The sequence below is a fragment of the Bacillus halotolerans genome, from assembly GCF_001517105.1.
GTDB classification, from domain to species: Bacteria; Bacillota; Bacilli; order Bacillales; family Bacillaceae; genus Bacillus; species Bacillus halotolerans.
The window spans coordinates 269,681-286,922 of the sequence record NZ_LPVF01000009.1; the positions used below are offsets into that span (position 1 = coordinate 269,681).

Below are 17,242 nucleotides of genomic sequence, written 5' to 3' on the forward strand. Positions count from 1 at the left end.
GACGATTTTGATTTTCAAGAATCGAACTGCACATTCAGTTCTTTACTTTTGTTTTAATAGAAAGATGAAGTTCATCAAGCTGCGCGTCGCTTACTTCTCCCGGCGCATCTGTCATCAGACAGCTTGCACTTGCCGTTTTCGGGAAAGCGATCGTATCTCTCAGATTCGTCCGGCCGGCAAGAAGCATCACGAGACGGTCTAAACCAAGCGCGATTCCGCCGTGCGGAGGAGCGCCGTATTCAAATGCCTCAAGAAGGAATCCAAACTGTTCTGCTGCTTCTTCTTTTGTGAAACCAAGCAGTGCAAACATTTTTTCCTGAATATCCTTTTCGAAAATACGGATCGAACCGCCGCCAAGCTCATAGCCGTTTAAGACGAGGTCATAGGCTTGCGCTTTCATGTCCTCAGGCGCTGTTTCAATCAGCTCAAGGTCTTCACGGACAGGCATTGTAAACGGATGGTGCGCTGCGTAAAAACGGCCTTCCTCCGCATCATGCTCTAAGAGCGGCCAGTCAATAACCCATAAGAAATTGAAGAGGTTTTCGTCAATGAGTCCCCGTTCTTTCCCAAGCTTTAAGCGCAGGGCGCCGAGTGATGCGGCAACAACTTCGAATTTATCCGCTCCGAACAGCAGCAAGTCACCCTCAGCGGCGTTAAGTGCTTCAATCAGCTTGGACTGCTTTTCATCGTCAAAGAATTTAGCGATCGGGCCTTTCACTCCGTCCGCTTCGACCTTCACCCAAGCAAGTCCTTTCGCTCCGTAATTTGCGGCAAACGCGCCCAGAGCATCGATGTCTTTTCTTGAGTAATCGCCTGCCCCGCCTTTTACGTTGATGGCTTTGACTACTCCGCCGTTTGCCACAGCTGATGAAAACACCTTAAATTCAGTATCTTTTACAATGTCAGATACATCTGTCAAAAGCATGTCAAAGCGAGTATCCGGTTTATCAGAACCGTATTTGTTCATCGCCTCGTCATACGTCATTCGAGGCAGAGGAAGCTTGAGTTCCACACCTTTCGTTTCACGCATAATCTTTGCCATCATATCCTCAGCCAATGACATAATGTCTTCCTGGCTCATAAAGGACATTTCAATATCGATTTGCGTAAACTCAGGCTGGCGGTCCGCACGCAAGTCCTCATCGCGGAAACAGCGGGCAATCTGATAATAGCGTTCAACGCCTGAGACCATCAGAAGCTGTTTAAATAGCTGCGGAGATTGAGGGAGCGCATAGAATTCACCTTCGTGCACACGGCTCGGCACCAAGTAGTCACGTGCGCCCTCAGGTGTGCTTCCTGTTAAAATCGGCGTTTCAATATCAAGAAATCCTTTTTCATCTAAAAAGCCCCGAGCAGCTCTCGTCACGTTATGGCGCAGCTGAATCGTTTGAAACATAGCCGGTCTGCGCAAATCTAAGTAACGGTATTTTAAACGCACGTCCTCTGATACATCATCCGCTTGATCAGAAATGGCAAACGGAGGCGTCTTCGCAGCACTCAATACAGTCACTGCATCAGCGTGAATTTCAATCGCGCCTGTTTTCAAATTCTTATTCACTGTGCCTTCTTCGCGCGCAACCACTTTTCCTTGAATATCAAGTACGTATTCGTTTCTGATGCCTTCCGCAATAGCAAGCGCTTCTTTTGATACATCAGGGTTAAAAACGACTTGAACAATTCCCGTACGGTCACGCAAGTCAATAAAAATCAATCCGCCGAGGTCCCGTCTTTTTTGGACCCAGCCTTTCAGCGTTACAGATTCGCCAATTGCTTTTTCAGTCATTTCGCCGCAATAATATGTTCTTCCAAACAATGCGTTCCACTCCTTATCCCTTTTGGTTTGCTTTCATCACATGTATAAATTCATCAAGAGCCACTTCAATCTGTTCGCCTGTTTTTGCATCCTTTACATTGATTTTGTTTAGAGCAAGCTCATCCTCTCCCAAAATCGCAATAAATCTGGCGTTGAAGCGGTCAGCTGTTTTAAACTGGCCTTTCATTTTCTTATTTTCGTAATCAATTTCACTGGAAATGCCTGCTTCTCTCAGTTTGTACACCAACGAAACGGAATAATCCTTCGCTTTTTCGCCAAGCGTCACGATATAGCAGTCAATTCCCTGATCAACAGGCAGTTCTCTTTTTTCAGCATCAATTGCGGCAAGCAGGCGTTCAATGCTCATCGCAAATCCGATGCCGGGCGCTTCTGGTCCGCCGATTTGCTCGACCAATCCGTCATAGCGGCCGCCGCCGGCAAGCGTTGTAATAGCGCCAAAGCCTTCCGCATTGCTCATGATTTCGAATGCGGTATGGTTATAATAATCCAGCCCTCTCACAAGGTTAGGATCAATTTCATAAGAAATGCCGAGATCGTTTAAATATTGCTTCACTTTGTCAAAATAAGCGGCTGATTCTTCATTTAAGTAAGTAAGAATAGAAGGTGCCGATTTCATCAGCTCATGATCCCGGTCCTTTTTGCAATCCAAAATTCTGAGCGGATTGGTGTGCAGACGTGACTGACAGTCTGAACAAAATTCCTCGATGCGCGGCTCAAAGTGTTTCACGAGCGCTTCTCTGTAGCTTTTGCGGCTGTCCCGATCGCCAAGACTGTTTATCACAAGCTTGACGTTTTTCAAGCCGGCCTTCTGATAAATCCCCATCGCCAGCGCCATTACTTCAGCATCTATTGCAGGGTCTTTCGAACCGATCGCTTCGATTCCAAACTGATAAAACTGGCGGTAACGGCCTGTCTGCGGACGTTCGTAACGGAACATCGGCCCGACATAATACAGCTTTGTCGGCTGAACAGGATTCGCAAATAATTTATTTTCATTAAAAGCGCGAACTGCTGCAGCAGTTCCCTCGGGGCGAAGCGTCAGGCTTCTGCCTTTGCGGTCTTGGAAGGTGTACATTTCTTTTTGTACAATATCCGTAGACTCCCCGACGCCTCTGGCGAACAGTTCTGTATGCTCAAAAATCGGCGTGCGGATTTCTTTATATTGATAAGTTCGGCAAGTGTCTCTCATGATTTGTTCAACATACTGCCAGCGCTCTGATTCTCCGGGCAGAATATCTTGTGTTCCTCTTGGAATGTTATATCCCATGTGTAGACCTCCTTATGTATCCCTTATAAAATATACATTTATCGTCAATGATGAAAAATAAAAAAAACTCCCGCCCCTACTATACACATATAGTAGGGACGAGAGTTATACCCGTGGTGCCACCCTAGTTGGAATATTTTCGTATTCCCGCTCGATCCTTTAACGCAGGTTCACGTTCACTGCCTAATGACGGTATCACGCGTTCAGCAGGAAACCTCCGGAGTGTTGTTTCGAGAAAGACGCAATGGGAGCCGCTTTCAGCCTGGGGCGGTTCCTCTCTAGCCATGCAATCTGACCTACTCTTCTCCATTATTGGTTCAGTTTAATTTTTATTTATTATGTACTCGATTTCTATTATAATAATGGCATTGCCGTACTCTGTCAAGCTTTATTCCGGTTGTTTTTCTGCTGTGATGCTTCTTTGGACATAAGACCAAATTCCGTTGCCGTTTCAGTGAGATAACCGATTGTATCAGGATCGGCATGATCACTGAAATGCAGGTTTCCTTCGCCGTCGTGAAATGCACGCCCCATTTTTGGATGATATTTCATGATTTGCACACCTTTTTGATTGTATTTATGCCTAGTATAAACAAATCATTTTATTTTTATTTAAAAATCAGAAAGGACTTTACGATATTAAGAAAGAATGCTTTTTTTTACGATCATTAGAAAGGAGGACACAATGAGCAAGAAACACTTTGTCCTTATTGTATGTATTATCGTCGCCGGGGCGCTTTTCCCGCCTTTTTCTGCCGTTACAGCCGCTCAGGGAGAAGCGGTCATCGCAACAGATGAAATGAACGTCAGAAGCGGTCCGGGGCTTAGCTACGGCATCATGGCGGAGGTGAAAAAAGGAGAACGCTACCCCATCTTGAAGGAAGACGGAGACTGGGTGCAAATACAGCTTGGTTCCGGAGATAAAGGGTGGGTTGTCTCCTGGCTTATTACTAAGGAAAAACAGTCAGGCACAAGCTCTACAGACAGCAGTGAAACTGTTACATCAACAGATCCCGATTTACGGATGAGAACAGGCCCTGGTACTTCATACGAAGTCATCGGCAAATTCCCGCAGAGCAGCCAAGCCGCAGTGATTGACAAGGATTCCGGCTGGATCAAGATATCATATCGAAATTCCACCGGATGGGTATCTTCCGAATACGTCACTTCAGGCAGCGGCAGTTCAGCGTCTGAGGAAAGTGATCAGACAGAATCATCTGGTTCAACAACGGGCACGGTTGGCGTTTCTTCACTGAATGTCAGAGGGTCCGCCTCACATGATGCAGCGATTATAACAAAACTTTCACGAGGAACGAAGCTTACAATCCTCGAAGAGAAAAACGGCTGGCTCCATATTAAAGTGAATGGGCTAAAAGGCTGGGTCGCAAGCCATTACATTGTGACCAGTTCTGACCCAGCTGGAGATTCAGCTGATGTCAGCAGTTCAGACAGTACAAAAAAAGCCTATATCGTATACGGAGGAACGAATTTAAGAAGCGATGCCTCAACGTCAGCTTCAATCGTTAAACGCGCAGCCAAAGGCGATGCGTACTCCATTACCGGAGCAAAGGGCAGCTGGTATGAAGTAAAACTTGACAATGGGCAGACCGCTTATGTCGCCAACTGGGTGGTACAGACGTCTAAAAGCGCTGAAGAATCCGGAGAGCCGCCTGTCGCTGATTCCGCTTCCGGAAGCGGGTCGCTGAAAAACAAAGCGATTGTTGTCGATCCGGGGCATGGAGGAAAAGACAGCGGAACGATCGGCTATTCAGGCCAATTCGAGAAAAAACTAACGATCAAAACGGCGAAACTGCTGGCTAGCAAACTTAGATCAGCAGGAGCAGACGTGTATGTGACACGGCAGGATGATACATTTGTCAGCTTACAGTCACGAGTCTCGACGTCTCACTACCGCAACGCAGACGCCTTCATCAGCATTCATTACGACAGCTTTGCGGATACTTCTACAAGGGGAAGCACAGCTTATTACTACAGTCCTGCAAAGGATCAGGAACTGGCATCAGATGTACACTCTGAAGTGGTTAAGCGATCTTCAATTCCTGACCGCGGCGTACTGTTCGGAGATTATTATGTGCTCCGTGAAAACAAACAGCCCGCTATGCTGTACGAGCTAGGTTATGTAAGCCATCCGCAGGAAGAAGCCATAGTACATAGCAATTCATATCAAGAAAAAGTAACAGACGGAATTGAGAGCGGATTGGAGAAATATTTCCAATAAAAAAAGCTGCCTTTTGGCAGCTTTTTTATTTTGAATCCATAATCAAAGTAACCGGTCCGGAGTTAGTGAGCTTTACATCCATCATGGCGCCGAATTTACCTGTTTCCACTTTGATTCCTTTTTCACGAAGCAAGTCATTCCATTTTTCATAAAGGCCCAAAGCCTTATCAGGTTTTGCGGCGTTCATGTAGTTGGGGCGCCGTCCTTTTCTCGTATCTCCGTAAAGCGTAAACTGTGAAACAGACAAAATCTCTCCGCCTGTGTCCAGAAGCGACAAATTCATTTTTCCATCGCTGTCATCGAAAATGCGAAGATTCACCATTTTATCCGCTAAGTAAGCGGCGTCCTCTTCTGTATCATCGTGAGTGATGCCGACCAGGACCATAATGCCTTGTCCAATTTGGCCGATCACATCTCCATCAACGGTTACACTTGCTTCTGTTACTCGCTGAACGACTATTTTCATTTTGTGACTCCTTTAATTCATGACGCGGCGCACAGAATATATATCCCTTATTTGCTTAATGCGCTCGACGACTTTATGCAGATGATTGATATTCTGAATAAAAATAGCCATATGAATGGTTGCCACTTTGTTGCGATCCGATTTGCCAGAGACAGAAGAAATATTTGTTTTCGTTTCATTCACTGCCTGAAGCACCTCGTTAAGCAATCCGCGGCGGTCATACCCAAGAATCTCGATCTCAACATTGTATTCCTTGCGTTTTTGCACCTGTGACTCATGTTCCCACTCTACAGGGATCAGCCGCTCCTGTGCTTCATTCGTTTTGACATTCGGACAGTCGTCGCGATGGACGGAAACCCCTCTGCCTTTTGTAATGAAACCGACAATATGGTCACCAGGCACAGGATTGCAGCATTTCGATAAACGCACAAGAAGATTGTCGATCCCCTTGACGCGAACGCCAGCTTCCCGCTTTCTTCCTTGCGGATACGGTTTAGGCTCCGCAGCGACATCCTGGACAATTTTTTCTTGTTCTTCCTGATCGCGCTGTTTTCTTTCTTTTTCCGTCAGCCGGTTCGCCACCTGCAGGGCTGTGATGCCATTGTAGCCGACCGCTGCGTACATGTCTTCTTCATTTGAGAAATTAAATTTATCAGCCACTTTTTGGATGTTCTCCGGTGTCAAGACGTCCTTTACTTCAAAGTCCAGATTTTTAATTTCTTTTTCTACCAACTCACGGCCTTTTTCGACATTTTCTTCACGCCGCTGTTTCTTAAAGAATTGACGGATCTTATGCTTCGCCTGTGAAGTTTGAGCAAGCTTCACCCAATCCTGACTCGGTCCATAGGAATGCTTGGACGTAAGAATTTCAACGATATCACCAGTCCGGAGCTTATGGTCAAGGATCACCATTTTTCCGTTGACCTTCGCACCGATTGTTTTATTGCCGATTTCAGAGTGTATCCGGTAAGAGAAATCAATCGGGACAGAACCGGACGGAAGCTCGATGACATCTCCTTTTGGCGTAAAGACGTACACCATATCCGAGAACAAATCGATTTTGAGCGATTCCATAAATTCTTCGGCATCTGTTGATTCATTTTGGAATTCCAAAATTTCGCGGAACCATGAAAGCTTTTTCTCAAATGTTGCACTTTCACTCGCTGCTTTTCCTTCTTTATAAGCCCAGTGAGCCGCAACCCCGTATTCCGCGATTTCATGCATTTCGAAGGTGCGGATCTGCACTTCCAGCGGGTCGCCTTTAGGCCCTATAACTGTTGTATGAAGCGATTGATACATGTTCGGCTTCGGCATTGCGATATAATCTTTGAACCTGCCGGGCATCGGCTTCCAGCAGGTATGAATAATACCGAGCACCGCGTAGCAGTCCTTTATGCTGTTCACGAGAATCCGGACAGCAAGCAGATCATAAATTTCATTGAATTGCTTATTTTGCAGCACCATTTTTCTATAGATACTGTAAATATGTTTCGGCCGGCCTGAGAAGTCAGCCTTGATGTTGACTTCTTCGACACGTTTTTTCACCTCATTGACAACCTCGTCGACATAAAGCTCGCGTTCTGCGCGTTTTTTCTTCATGAGGTTGACAATTCTGTAATATTGCTGAGGATTCAAATAACGGAGCGCCGTATCTTCCAGTTCCCATTTAATCTTTGAAATCCCGAGGCGATGAGCCAAAGGAGCAAAAATTTCCAGCGTTTCATTAGAAATTCTGCGCTGTTTTTCTTGGGGAAGATGTTTCAGCGTCCGCATATTGTGAAGACGATCCGCCAGCTTGATCAGTATGACCCGGATATCTTGAGCCATAGCGACAAACATTTTGCGATGATTTTCCGCCTGCTGTTCCTCTTGAGATTTATATTTAATTTTACCGAGCTTCGTTACACCGTCCACAAGCATTGCCACTTCCTCGGAGAATGCTTCCTTCAGGTCATCAAGCGTCACATCAGTATCCTCCACTACATCATGCAGAAATCCGCCCGCGATTGTGGATGGATCCATTTCAAGATCAACGAGAATTCCCGCAACCTGAATCGGATGAATAATGTAAGGCTCACCTGATTTGCGGTATTGCTCGCGATGAGCATCTTCAGCGTACAGGTATGCTTTTTCGACAAATGCGATATGCTCATCGGATAGATAACTGCGCGCTTTATCAATAACTTGCTCGGCAGTCAATACTTGTTCGTTCGCCATGGAATCACCTTTTTTAAAATGTAAACTGTATTGTAGTTTATTATCAAGAAAAAAACGATAGATGTAAAGAGCAGAAGTTCAAATCACCAAATAATATATTAAATAAATGCAAAACAATAGGAAAAAAGCACCCTGTATCGAGTGCTTTTTCCTTTATGAGGTTATCTTTAGTATTTCATTAGTGTTAAGATGTCATAATTATCAAGTTTATTTCTGCCGTCAAGGTAAGAAAGCTCGATTAAGAAAGCGATACCAGCTACAATGCCGCCAAGCTCCTCAACTAGTTTGATTGTAGCTTCAATGGTGCCGCCTGTCGCAAGCAGGTCATCTGTAATAAGCACACGCTGGCCTGGCAAAATCGCATCTTTGCGGATCGTTAATACGTCTTTGCCATACTCCAAACCGTAATCCACTTTGATGACCTCGCGCGGCAATTTGCCTTCTTTGCGAACCGGTGCAAAACCGACGCCGAGCGCGTAGGCAACCGGACAGCCGATAATAAAGCCGCGCGCCTCCGGGCCGACAACCAAATCAATTTGTTTTTCTTTCGCATATTCAACAATTTGATCTGTTGCATAGCGATAGACATCGCCTTTATCCATCAGTGTCGTAATATCTTTAAATTGCACGCCCTCTTTCGGGTAATCGGGTACAATTGTTACGTATTGTTTTAAATCCATCTGTTTTATGTCCTCCTCGTACTTTCATAAGCCTCTGAATCTTGTTTCATCAGCTTATTCAGCCATTCCTTCAGCTCTTCAGCCGCAGAATAATTCAGCTTTTGATCCAGCTCCATCAGCTGCTGTTTTGCTTGATATGTTTGTGAGTCCGTTAAATCGCGTTTTTTCGCTCCGCTTATCACAGACAGCACACCATTCTCTATTTTAACAAAACCGAGATCAAAAAACACCTTTGTCATGAAATTGATTGTTTCAACGGACCAGCCTTTATGCCTCGCAAGCTCTGAACCGTGTTTTTTCAAGTCAAAAGCGCCTCTTTTCAGCAAGAATGCATAATACCATTTAAAGTGGTCTCTTGCCGGAAAAGATGATAAAAAGTGTTCCTCATGATTGAGAAAGATGAAGTAAATCCGCTCAGGCGCTTTGCCTTCCAGCAAACGTGCGAGCATGTCCAGCGAAGGCGGAGAATCCAGTAATACAATATATGCACCGTCAAGTTCATATGCCTTCGCTTGGTCTTCAGAACTGATAACGTGCACGTCATGGCGAAGATCTTCAGACTGAAGAAGCGTTGTAGTTTCTTCTTTGAAGGAGACAATGACTCGTTTATCAGACGGAAGGGCGGAAACCGTATCTTTCCACGTGCGTTTTCCTCTTAAGTCAAACAGCTGCCATTCAGCAACAGCCGCATCCTTGATCATCAGCTGCGGTTTTTTTCTGTTATTCCATTCATTGATCGACATTTCACCAACAATCGAAATTTTTGAACCGGGTACAATACTTTCCTCAAGCTCGCCTTTATTAAAACCGACGCAGTCAAGCTGGGATGAATCGTTTCTAATCGTCATTTTGACATGATTTTTATTCGCCCCGATTTTGCGGACATCTTCCAGCACTGCGTTTTCTACCATCACATGCGGTTTCGGATTCAGCATGCCGAAGGGAGAAAGCAGATTCATCTCTGTGATGCTTTCAACCGTAATGTCCTCCACGCTGCATACGAGGTCTACTTCCTGTACAGGAATAAAATCTTCTTCTGTAAGCGTATTGTCAGCTATCTCATTCAGCCTGTTCCGCAATTCCGGCACATCTTCGGCATTCAGCGTCATGCCAGCCGCCATTGGATGGCCTCCAAAGTGCGGAAGAATATCTCTGCATTCAGAAAGGCTTTCAAACAAATTAAATCCCCTGATGCTTCGTGCCGAACCTTTGGCGATCCCTTTTTCTTCATCAATTCCAAGGACAATGGCCGGGCGGTAGAAACGGTCTACAAGCTTTGAAGCTACAATTCCGACGACTCCGGGATTCCACCCTGCTTTTGCCACGACAATCGCAGTTTGATTAAGCCCTTCTTGTTCAACCATTTCAATCGCTTCATCCGTCATTTTGCTGACCATCTTTTGCCGTTCTTTATTAAGCTGATCGATTTCAGCGGCAAGCTCTTCCGCTTCAAACGGGTCCTCTGACATAAGCAAATGAACAGCAGGATCGGCCTGTTCAATTCTTCCGACTGCATTCAGTCTCGGTGCGAGCTGAAATCCGACGGTTTCTTCGTTCGCTTCACCGATTTCTCCGCCTGAGAGCTTAATCAGTTCTTTTAAGCCAAGCCGGTTCGTCCGCCGGAGCTTTTCGAGACCTAATGTTGCAATTAATCTGTTTTCATCATGCAGCGGAACTAGATCGGCAATGGTTCCGATTGCCGCCAGGTCAAGAAGTTCATCTGGCAATTCGCCCAATAATGCGTGGGCAAGCTTAAACGCCACGCCCACTCCTGCAAGCCCCTTAAAAGGATAGGTGCAGCCAGGCTGCTTCGGGTGAACGATCGCATGAACATCCGGAAGCTCTGGTCCAGGCTCATGGTGGTCGGTAATGATGACATCTAAGCCAAGTTCCTTTGCTACCTTCGCTTCATGGACAGCGGCAATCCCCGTATCAACCGTAATAATGAGTGAGGAGCCTCGTTCTTTAATTGAACGAAACGCCTGTTCATTAGGGCCGTAGCCTTCTTTAAACCGGTCAGGTATATAAAAATCAACTTGCGCCGACAGCTTTTGCAAAGTGTGCAGCATCACTGACGTACTGGTAACTCCATCGGCGTCATAATCGCCATATATCATAATCTGTTCTTGTTGTGAAATCGCCTGTTTTATTCGTTCTACCGCTTCTTTCATCCCCTTCATCTCATAGGGATCATAGAATTCGGTATCCTTTGTATGTAAAAACAGCCTCGCGTTTTCTGCCGTATCAAAGCCTCTTTTTACAAGCAGCGACGCAACAAGAGGTGTTATGTCCAATTGTTCTGTGAGTGATTTGACCTTTTCCTGATCTGGTCGCTGGATTTCCCATCGCATTTTTGACGCTAACATAAATTCACCCCTCAACCACCCTATTATACTAGAGCATGCTGAGGGGTTTCAAATATAATTCGAAAACTAGTCTTTTTTCTCAATAATGGCGGATGCATCCTGTGTGTCGGCTTGAACATCATTCAAATGAGCATCCTCTTGGTTATGTATCACATCCTGTGCGGTTTTGGTTTCTTTCCGCAACGCTTTTATTTCTCTCTTTAATTTCATGACTTGAAAAATTCCGGCAGAAAAAACGATCAGCGCCCCCATCAGTACTGAACCTAAAATGACTAGAATAAGCGGCCACTCTGATCTGCCAAACAGGTAATCAACTTCTACGGATCTTACATTAATTACTGCGAAAACAGCGACAAGCAACGTAAAAATAAGTGCAAATATGATCGTCCATTGTTTGTTCATTCGATTACCCCCAAACTTCATTTATTGAGGTTAGTTTCCCTATTCACATTGGTTTTAAACATGGCTTGACGCGAGGTCAAGCCCCCAGTGCGGTTAATTTTTCTCGGATCAGCCTCTTCAGTCCGTCTCTCTCTCCAGAGATGACGAGTGTATCTCCTTCTTCTATCACTGTTTCAGATCCTGGATTCAATTGCTTTTGCTGATTCTTCTTTAATATAGCGATGACTGTCGCTTGATATTCCTGCCGCACGTCCAAATCACCGATTGTCTTGTGAACGGCTGGTGCTCCTGCTTCTGCTTTAAACCATTCTATGATCAAATCGTCAAGAGCCACTTCCACGGTTTCTAATGCTTTCGGTTTATATGCCATCCCGCCCAGAATCGCAGAAATCTGCCTCGCTTCCGCATCATCAAACTGTACGGATGTCACACATTCTTCATGATCATTTTCGTCAAAATAATACAGCTCTCTTCTGCCATCGTCATGGATGATAATTGATATTTTATCTTGGTTTCTGGTGACAATCTCAACTTTTTGCCCGATACCCGGCAGCTCCGACTCGCGAACCTTCATACCCAAACCCTCCCACATATATGAAAACCTGTCACAAATCCTCTTCACACCATTTATATGTTTAATTGTAAGCGTATGTCATTATAGCAAATGTCTATTTTAAGATCAATCAAACGCCAAAAAATCAGGCTGCCCATAATGGACAGCCTGACAGTTACTCTATTGTTCCGTACCTTTTTTTAGTTCTTTCCCTTTCCAAACAAGCCAAATTTGCGCGGCAATGTAGAGGGATGAATAAACACCTGTTAACAGCCCAACCAATAGAGCGATTGAGAAGTTTGTAATAGAAGATGCCCCAAAGATCAGCAGTGTTATAACAACAATCACTACAGTTAATACAGTATTAATGGATCTAGTAAAGGTTTGCTGCAAGCTTAGGTTTACAATATGGCTCAAATCGGCAAACGTTTTCGGCTTGCGTTTTTTCATATGCTCGCGAACCCTGTCAAATGTAACGATTGTATCGTTAATCGAATAACCGACAATCGTCAGGACGGCCGCAATAAAGGTAACATCTACCTCCAGCCTTGTAATGCTGAAAAATGTGATGATAAAGAAAGCATCATAAAGCAGTGAAACAATCGCAGCAACCGCCATTTTGTACTCGAATCGGATGGAAACGTAAATAATGATTCCGATTGAAGCAATGGCCACTGCGTACAATGCGTTTCTCGCCAGCTCTTTACCAACAGTAGGTGACACCGTGCTGACATTCGGCTCGGATCCGTACTTGTCTTTAAAGTAATCTTTCACTTTTGCAATGGTTTCTTTATCAGGCACTCCTACAAAGCGGGCAACACCAATATTGCTCTTTTCGCCTGACAAGACAACCGTGTCAGGTTCCATGCCAAGTGATGCAAAGTCCTTCTCCACCTGCTCTGTCGTGAGCTTATGGTCACTTTGCACTTCAATCCGTGCGCCGCTCGCAAAGTCAATGCCCAGATTCAGCTTAAATACAAGCAAAATAATAATCCCGGCAACGGTAACTGCACTTGAGAAAATAAAGAAAAATTTTCGTTTGCTCGTAAAATCCCATTTTTGGAACGGCGTATACGGTTCTGTATTTTCATCTGTGTCCTGGATGTCCACAATATGTTTCTTTTTGACGCCAAACCAGCCTTTTTTCCGGTCTAACCATCTGCTTTCCACAAGAAGCGAGAGCAGAAATCTTGATAAGAAGACTGCGGTAATAAAGCTTGTCAGAATCGACAGAATCAGCATTGTCGCAAACCCTTTAACAGAGCTTGTCCCAAAGACAAAGAGCACAACCGCTGCAATAATGGTTGTAATATTCGCGTCAAAAATCGTCGCAAATGACCGTCTGTTTCCTGAGCGGAAGGCAGAACGGACAGATTTTCCTAGCTTAAGCTCTTCCTTAATCCGCTCATAGGTGATGATGTTGGCATCTACAGCCATCCCGACGCCTAAAATGAGTGCGGCTATTCCCGGAAGAGTGAGAACAGCGTTCATCCAGTCAAAAATCTGGAGCGTAATGTATACATAAACTGATAGCGTAATCACCGCAATCAATCCTGGCAGGCGGTAATAGAAAAGCATAAATAGGAAAATAATAGCTATTCCGATAATACCTGCAAACACCGTATCATGCAGCGCCTGCTGTCCAAATTGTGCGCCTACTGATGTTGAGTATTTTTCAGTCAGTTTAACAGGCAGCGCCCCGGCATTTAAAATGCTGGCTAAATCTTTCGCTTCCTGGACTTTGAAATGCCCTTCGATTTTTACATCTTTTGTGTTTAATTCCTGGCTTACATTCGGAGCGGAAACATATTTAGGGTTCTCTTTCTGAACTTCTTTTTTATAAGAGTCGCCTTTTTCGTAATCCAGCCAAATAACAAGCTGGTTGTTTGGCGCCATATTCATGACCTTTTTTGTCACTTCTCCGAATTTATCAGCGTCTTTCAATTTGATAGTGACAATCGGTTCATTTGTTGTACTATCATAAGTTTGTTGTGCGCCGTTTTCGACGAGATCCGCACCATTCAGCAATTCTTTATCATTTGCATCTCTGAAAGAAAGCTGAGCCTCAGTCGCCAAAATTTCCCGCGCTCTGTTTTGGTTTGTCACACCAGCGAGCTGAACACGAATCCGGTTATTTCCTTCAATTTGGATGTTCGGTTCACTTACACCGAGGACATTCGCCCTGCGGTTCAAAGCCTCTACTGTGCTGACCAGAACGTCTTTTGTGATTTTGTCACCTTTTTTTACGGGCTGTACGTCATACAGCACCTCAAATCCGCCTTGCAAATCCAATCCTAACGTAATATTGCTTGCAGCAGGCTTTGTAAAGTAGCCCAGCCCCGTGCCAATCAATAGAACGAAAAGGAAAAACGCAATCAAGCGTCCTTTTTTCATTATGTATATCCTCCCTTAAACCTATGCAGATCAACTGCTACCTCAGTAGTTCTTCCAATGCTTCCTGACCTTCTTCACTGCCCAGCCAATTAGACGTTTTAAATGACTCAACAGTTGCATAGTTCATAAATTCTCCAATTTTCACTGATAAAATATCCCTTGTCAGTTCATAGATGTGCAGCTCCGATTTCTTTTTCCACTTCTTGTTTTTTAAGTATGACCACAAACTATCGAGCTCAACATCAGCATATCCCAGAATCTTAAACTCTTCCAGTTTGCTGTAAAGAAACGGCCTTACGTGGTCTTTATACAGATCGGCTGGATGCTTATCCACGAATTCCACGCTCCTTTTTTATTGTTTTTCAAGAAGACTTGTCATGCTTGGACGATATATACGCATATCTTTATTGTATATGATTCCAGGTAGTTTGAGAAGGCAGGGGGTAAAAATGGCGAAACAGACGTTTTTAAAGGGCACTCTTATCCTTATCGCAGCAGGGATGGTCACAAGAATGCTCGGCTTTGTCAACCGGGTGGTCATCGCCCGTTTTATCGGTGAAGAAGGGGTAGGGCTCTATATGATGGCGGCTCCTACCTTTTTCTTAGCCACTACATTAACTCAATTCGGTCTTCCCGTCGCGATCAGTAAGCTTGTCGCTGAAGCCAGCGCACGCGGAGATCATCAAAAAACGAAAAATATTTTAGTCATGTCTCTTACCATCACTGGGATTCTCAGCCTGATTTTCACACCGCTGTTTTTATTTTTCGCTCCGATAATGGCGGAAACCATGCTGACAGATCAGAGGACGCTGTACCCCCTCTTGGCCATTACTCCGGTCGTGCCGATTATCGCCATATCCAGTGTGCTGAGAGGGTATTTTCAAGGAAAACAAAATATGAACCCGCTTGCCGTTTCACAAGTCCTAGAACAGGTCGTCCGCATTTCTCTCGTGGCTGTATGTACGACGATTTTTCTCCCTTACGGAATTGAATATGCCGCAGCGGGAGCCATGCTTTCTTCAGTTGCAGGAGAGCTGGCATCACTCGTTTATTTATTCATTTGTTTCAAATTCAAAAAGACAATGAAAATCAGAAAACATTTTTTTCAATCGATTAAAAATGGAAAAGAAACTTTATCTCAATTAATGAGCGTCTCACTTCCTACAACCGGCAGCCGTTTTATCGGCAACCTGTCTTGGTTTTTTGAACCCATTGTTGTCGCGCAAAGCCTTGCAATTGCCGGAGTGGCGACAGTTGCGGCTACAAAGCAATACGGGGAACTGACCGGCTTTGCCATGACGCTGCTGACTCTGCCCAGCTTTATTACATATTCTTTGTCGACCGCGCTTGTTCCTGCGATAAGTGAAGGAATGGAACAGAAAAAACTTCAGGTGGTTGAATACCGATTGGAGCAGGCCATGAGGCTGTGCCTGCTTAGCGGGGGCATTTCAGTTGTGATTTTATATGTATTTGCGGATGAGCTGATGAGCGTGATGTATGGGTCCTCAGGCGCAGCTGTGTTTATAAAAGTCATGGCTCCGTTTTTTCTGCTTTATTATTTTCAGGGTCCGCTTCAGGCTGTGCTGCAGGCGCTCAATTTGGCAGGTGCTGCAATGATGAACAGCTTGATCGGAGCCCTTGTAAAAACAGGCCTTATTTTCGTCCTTGCCACGAGACCGTCTCTCGGCATCATGGGTGCTGCATTAGCGATTGTAACGGGCATGGTGCTCGTCACCCTTTTGCATGCAGCGACAGTGAGCAAAGTGCTGCCGATCAGCATCAAAATAAAAGAGTACGTGCTCTGCTTTGCGGTTATTTTTATATGCGGGTTCCTCAGCTCTGCTGTCAAACAATATGTGACCTTTGGAGAGTCGGAGGCTGTGAATGTTGCCGGATGGATTGCGATAAGCGCTGTTTTCTATATCATCTTGCTGCTCGTTTTCCGTTTAATCAAAAAAGATGAGCTTCGCCGCATCCCTATTATCGGACGCCTGATCGTCCGCTGAAAATCAGGTGCGGTGCCCATCTTTTTCATCAATAAAAAATTCGCCGTCAGTAAACGAACAAAATGATATAGCTGAAGGATTCGTATATCCCTGTTTTAATAAATTCTCCTCAAGCCACTGGTTATCTTTGCCGATCCGAGCCAGGTTCTCAGTTTGAATGTCACCGTCAATGATAAGCGGCATCTCCAGCTGTCTATGTTCATCATTGTTTTGTTTTTTTACGACAGTCAGTTTGCCTGACGGCTCTAATATAGCAAATGATACATCAGCCACTCTGTCGATATTATTTTCTCTTAGCTGAACCATCAAATCATCAAAATTATAACGCTGTGATTTCATGGCGTTTTCGTCAATTTTTCCGTATTTAATGATAATGGTGGGCTTGCCGTCAAGAAGCTGACGTACGTTCCGGTTTTTTAAGGATATGTATGCAAACGTCACTTGGATCATCATTAGCACAAGCATTGGCAAAATGGTATGAAACAGATGGTCCTCTACGTTTTCTATGGCCAGGACAGCAATTTCTGCCATCATGATAAAGACAACGAGATCTAATATACTAAGCTCTCCGATCTCCCGCTTGCCCATGAAACGAAAAATAATCAGGATCACAAAATATAATACGACTGTGCGAAACGTTATAGTAAGAAGCTCTTCCATCATGCACCTCCAACTCATCATAGCATGCAACAAAACATACGATTTATGTAAGAAAAAGTGATCGTATTTCATAAAGCTTTTACGTCTAATTCACGGAACGAGGGAATACATTTTTACAAAGACGAGCCATCAGCATGTCTGAGGCTTTGTTTAAAAAG

Annotated in this window: 14 protein-coding genes and 1 other annotated feature; of the genes, 2 read left to right on the forward strand and 12 right to left on the reverse strand. The window is 44.6% G+C overall.

The annotated features are described in order from the left end of the window. Positions 1-34 precede the first annotated feature (34 nt). From aspS to AU387_RS20525, 3 genes are all read right to left on the reverse strand, one after another. Positions 35-1,813 carry an aspartate--tRNA ligase gene (aspS, locus tag AU387_RS09065; RefSeq protein ID WP_059293511.1) on the reverse strand — a complete coding sequence of 593 codons (1,779 nt, stop codon included), beginning with the start codon at positions 1,811-1,813 and terminating at the stop codon, positions 35-37. 13 nt (positions 1,814-1,826) lie between these two features. Then, a complete protein-coding gene (gene hisS / locus AU387_RS09070; RefSeq protein WP_059335506.1) occupies positions 1,827-3,101 on the reverse strand; it encodes a histidine--tRNA ligase in 1,275 nt (424 codons plus the stop codon). Positions 3,102-3,192: 91 nt separating this feature from the next. Next, positions 3,193-3,423: a binding site (T-box leader), on the reverse strand. 59 nt (positions 3,424-3,482) lie between these two features. Further along, the gene (locus AU387_RS20525; protein ID WP_010335119.1) at positions 3,483-3,653 is read right to left on the reverse strand and encodes a YrzK family protein; all 171 of its coding nucleotides are present in this window, start codon (positions 3,651-3,653) and stop codon (positions 3,483-3,485) included. A 133-nt stretch (positions 3,654-3,786) separates the two neighbouring features. On the opposite strand from AU387_RS20525, the gene AU387_RS09075 reads away from it, so the two are divergent. Next, the gene (locus tag AU387_RS09075) at positions 3,787-5,340 is read left to right on the forward strand and encodes an N-acetylmuramoyl-L-alanine amidase family protein (RefSeq protein ID WP_059335507.1); all 1,554 of its coding nucleotides are present in this window, start codon (positions 3,787-3,789) and stop codon (positions 5,338-5,340) included. A gap of 25 nt (positions 5,341-5,365) precedes the next feature. Here AU387_RS09075 and dtd read toward each other — a convergent pair whose 3' ends face one another. From dtd to AU387_RS09115, 8 genes are all read right to left on the reverse strand, one after another. Further along, a complete protein-coding gene (dtd, locus tag AU387_RS09080; protein ID WP_059293508.1) occupies positions 5,366-5,806 on the reverse strand; it encodes a D-aminoacyl-tRNA deacylase in 441 nt (146 codons plus the stop codon). 12 nt (positions 5,807-5,818) lie between these two features. Beyond that, positions 5,819-8,023: a GTP diphosphokinase gene (relA, locus tag AU387_RS09085; RefSeq protein WP_059335508.1), complete on the reverse strand. Its 2,205-nt coding sequence runs from the start codon at positions 8,021-8,023 to the stop codon at positions 5,819-5,821. Between the two features lie 167 nt (positions 8,024-8,190). Then, positions 8,191-8,703, reverse strand: coding sequence for an adenine phosphoribosyltransferase (locus AU387_RS09090; RefSeq protein WP_059335509.1), 513 nt, complete (start codon positions 8,701-8,703; stop codon positions 8,191-8,193). Positions 8,704-8,708: 5 nt separating this feature from the next. Next, positions 8,709-11,069 carry a single-stranded-DNA-specific exonuclease RecJ gene (gene recJ / locus AU387_RS09095; protein ID WP_059335510.1) on the reverse strand — a complete coding sequence of 787 codons (2,361 nt, stop codon included), beginning with the start codon at positions 11,067-11,069 and terminating at the stop codon, positions 8,709-8,711. Between the two features lie 66 nt (positions 11,070-11,135). After that, positions 11,136-11,471, reverse strand: a complete 336-nt coding sequence (locus AU387_RS09100) for a LapA family protein (RefSeq protein ID WP_024122318.1) — start codon at positions 11,469-11,471, stop codon at positions 11,136-11,138. 76 nt (positions 11,472-11,547) lie between these two features. After that, the gene (locus AU387_RS09105) at positions 11,548-12,045 is read right to left on the reverse strand and encodes a cation:proton antiporter regulatory subunit (RefSeq protein ID WP_044154248.1); all 498 of its coding nucleotides are present in this window, start codon (positions 12,043-12,045) and stop codon (positions 11,548-11,550) included. 159 nt (positions 12,046-12,204) lie between these two features. Beyond that, positions 12,205-14,418, reverse strand: a complete 2,214-nt coding sequence (secDF, locus tag AU387_RS09110) for a protein translocase subunit SecDF (protein ID WP_059335511.1) — start codon at positions 14,416-14,418, stop codon at positions 12,205-12,207. Between the two features lie 37 nt (positions 14,419-14,455). Then, on the reverse strand, positions 14,456-14,752 hold the full coding sequence (locus tag AU387_RS09115; RefSeq protein WP_059335512.1) for a post-transcriptional regulator: 297 nt from the start codon (positions 14,750-14,752) through the stop codon (positions 14,456-14,458). Positions 14,753-14,867: 115 nt separating this feature from the next. On the opposite strand from AU387_RS09115, the gene spoVB reads away from it, so the two are divergent. Beyond that, on the forward strand, positions 14,868-16,424 hold the full coding sequence (gene spoVB, locus AU387_RS09120) for a stage V sporulation protein B (protein ID WP_059335513.1): 1,557 nt from the start codon (positions 14,868-14,870) through the stop codon (positions 16,422-16,424). A gap of 3 nt (positions 16,425-16,427) precedes the next feature. On the opposite strand, the gene AU387_RS09125 is transcribed toward spoVB, so the two are convergent. Next, the gene (locus AU387_RS09125; protein WP_024122323.1) at positions 16,428-17,084 is read right to left on the reverse strand and encodes a DUF421 domain-containing protein; all 657 of its coding nucleotides are present in this window, start codon (positions 17,082-17,084) and stop codon (positions 16,428-16,430) included. Between the last annotated feature and the right edge of the window lie 158 nt (positions 17,085-17,242).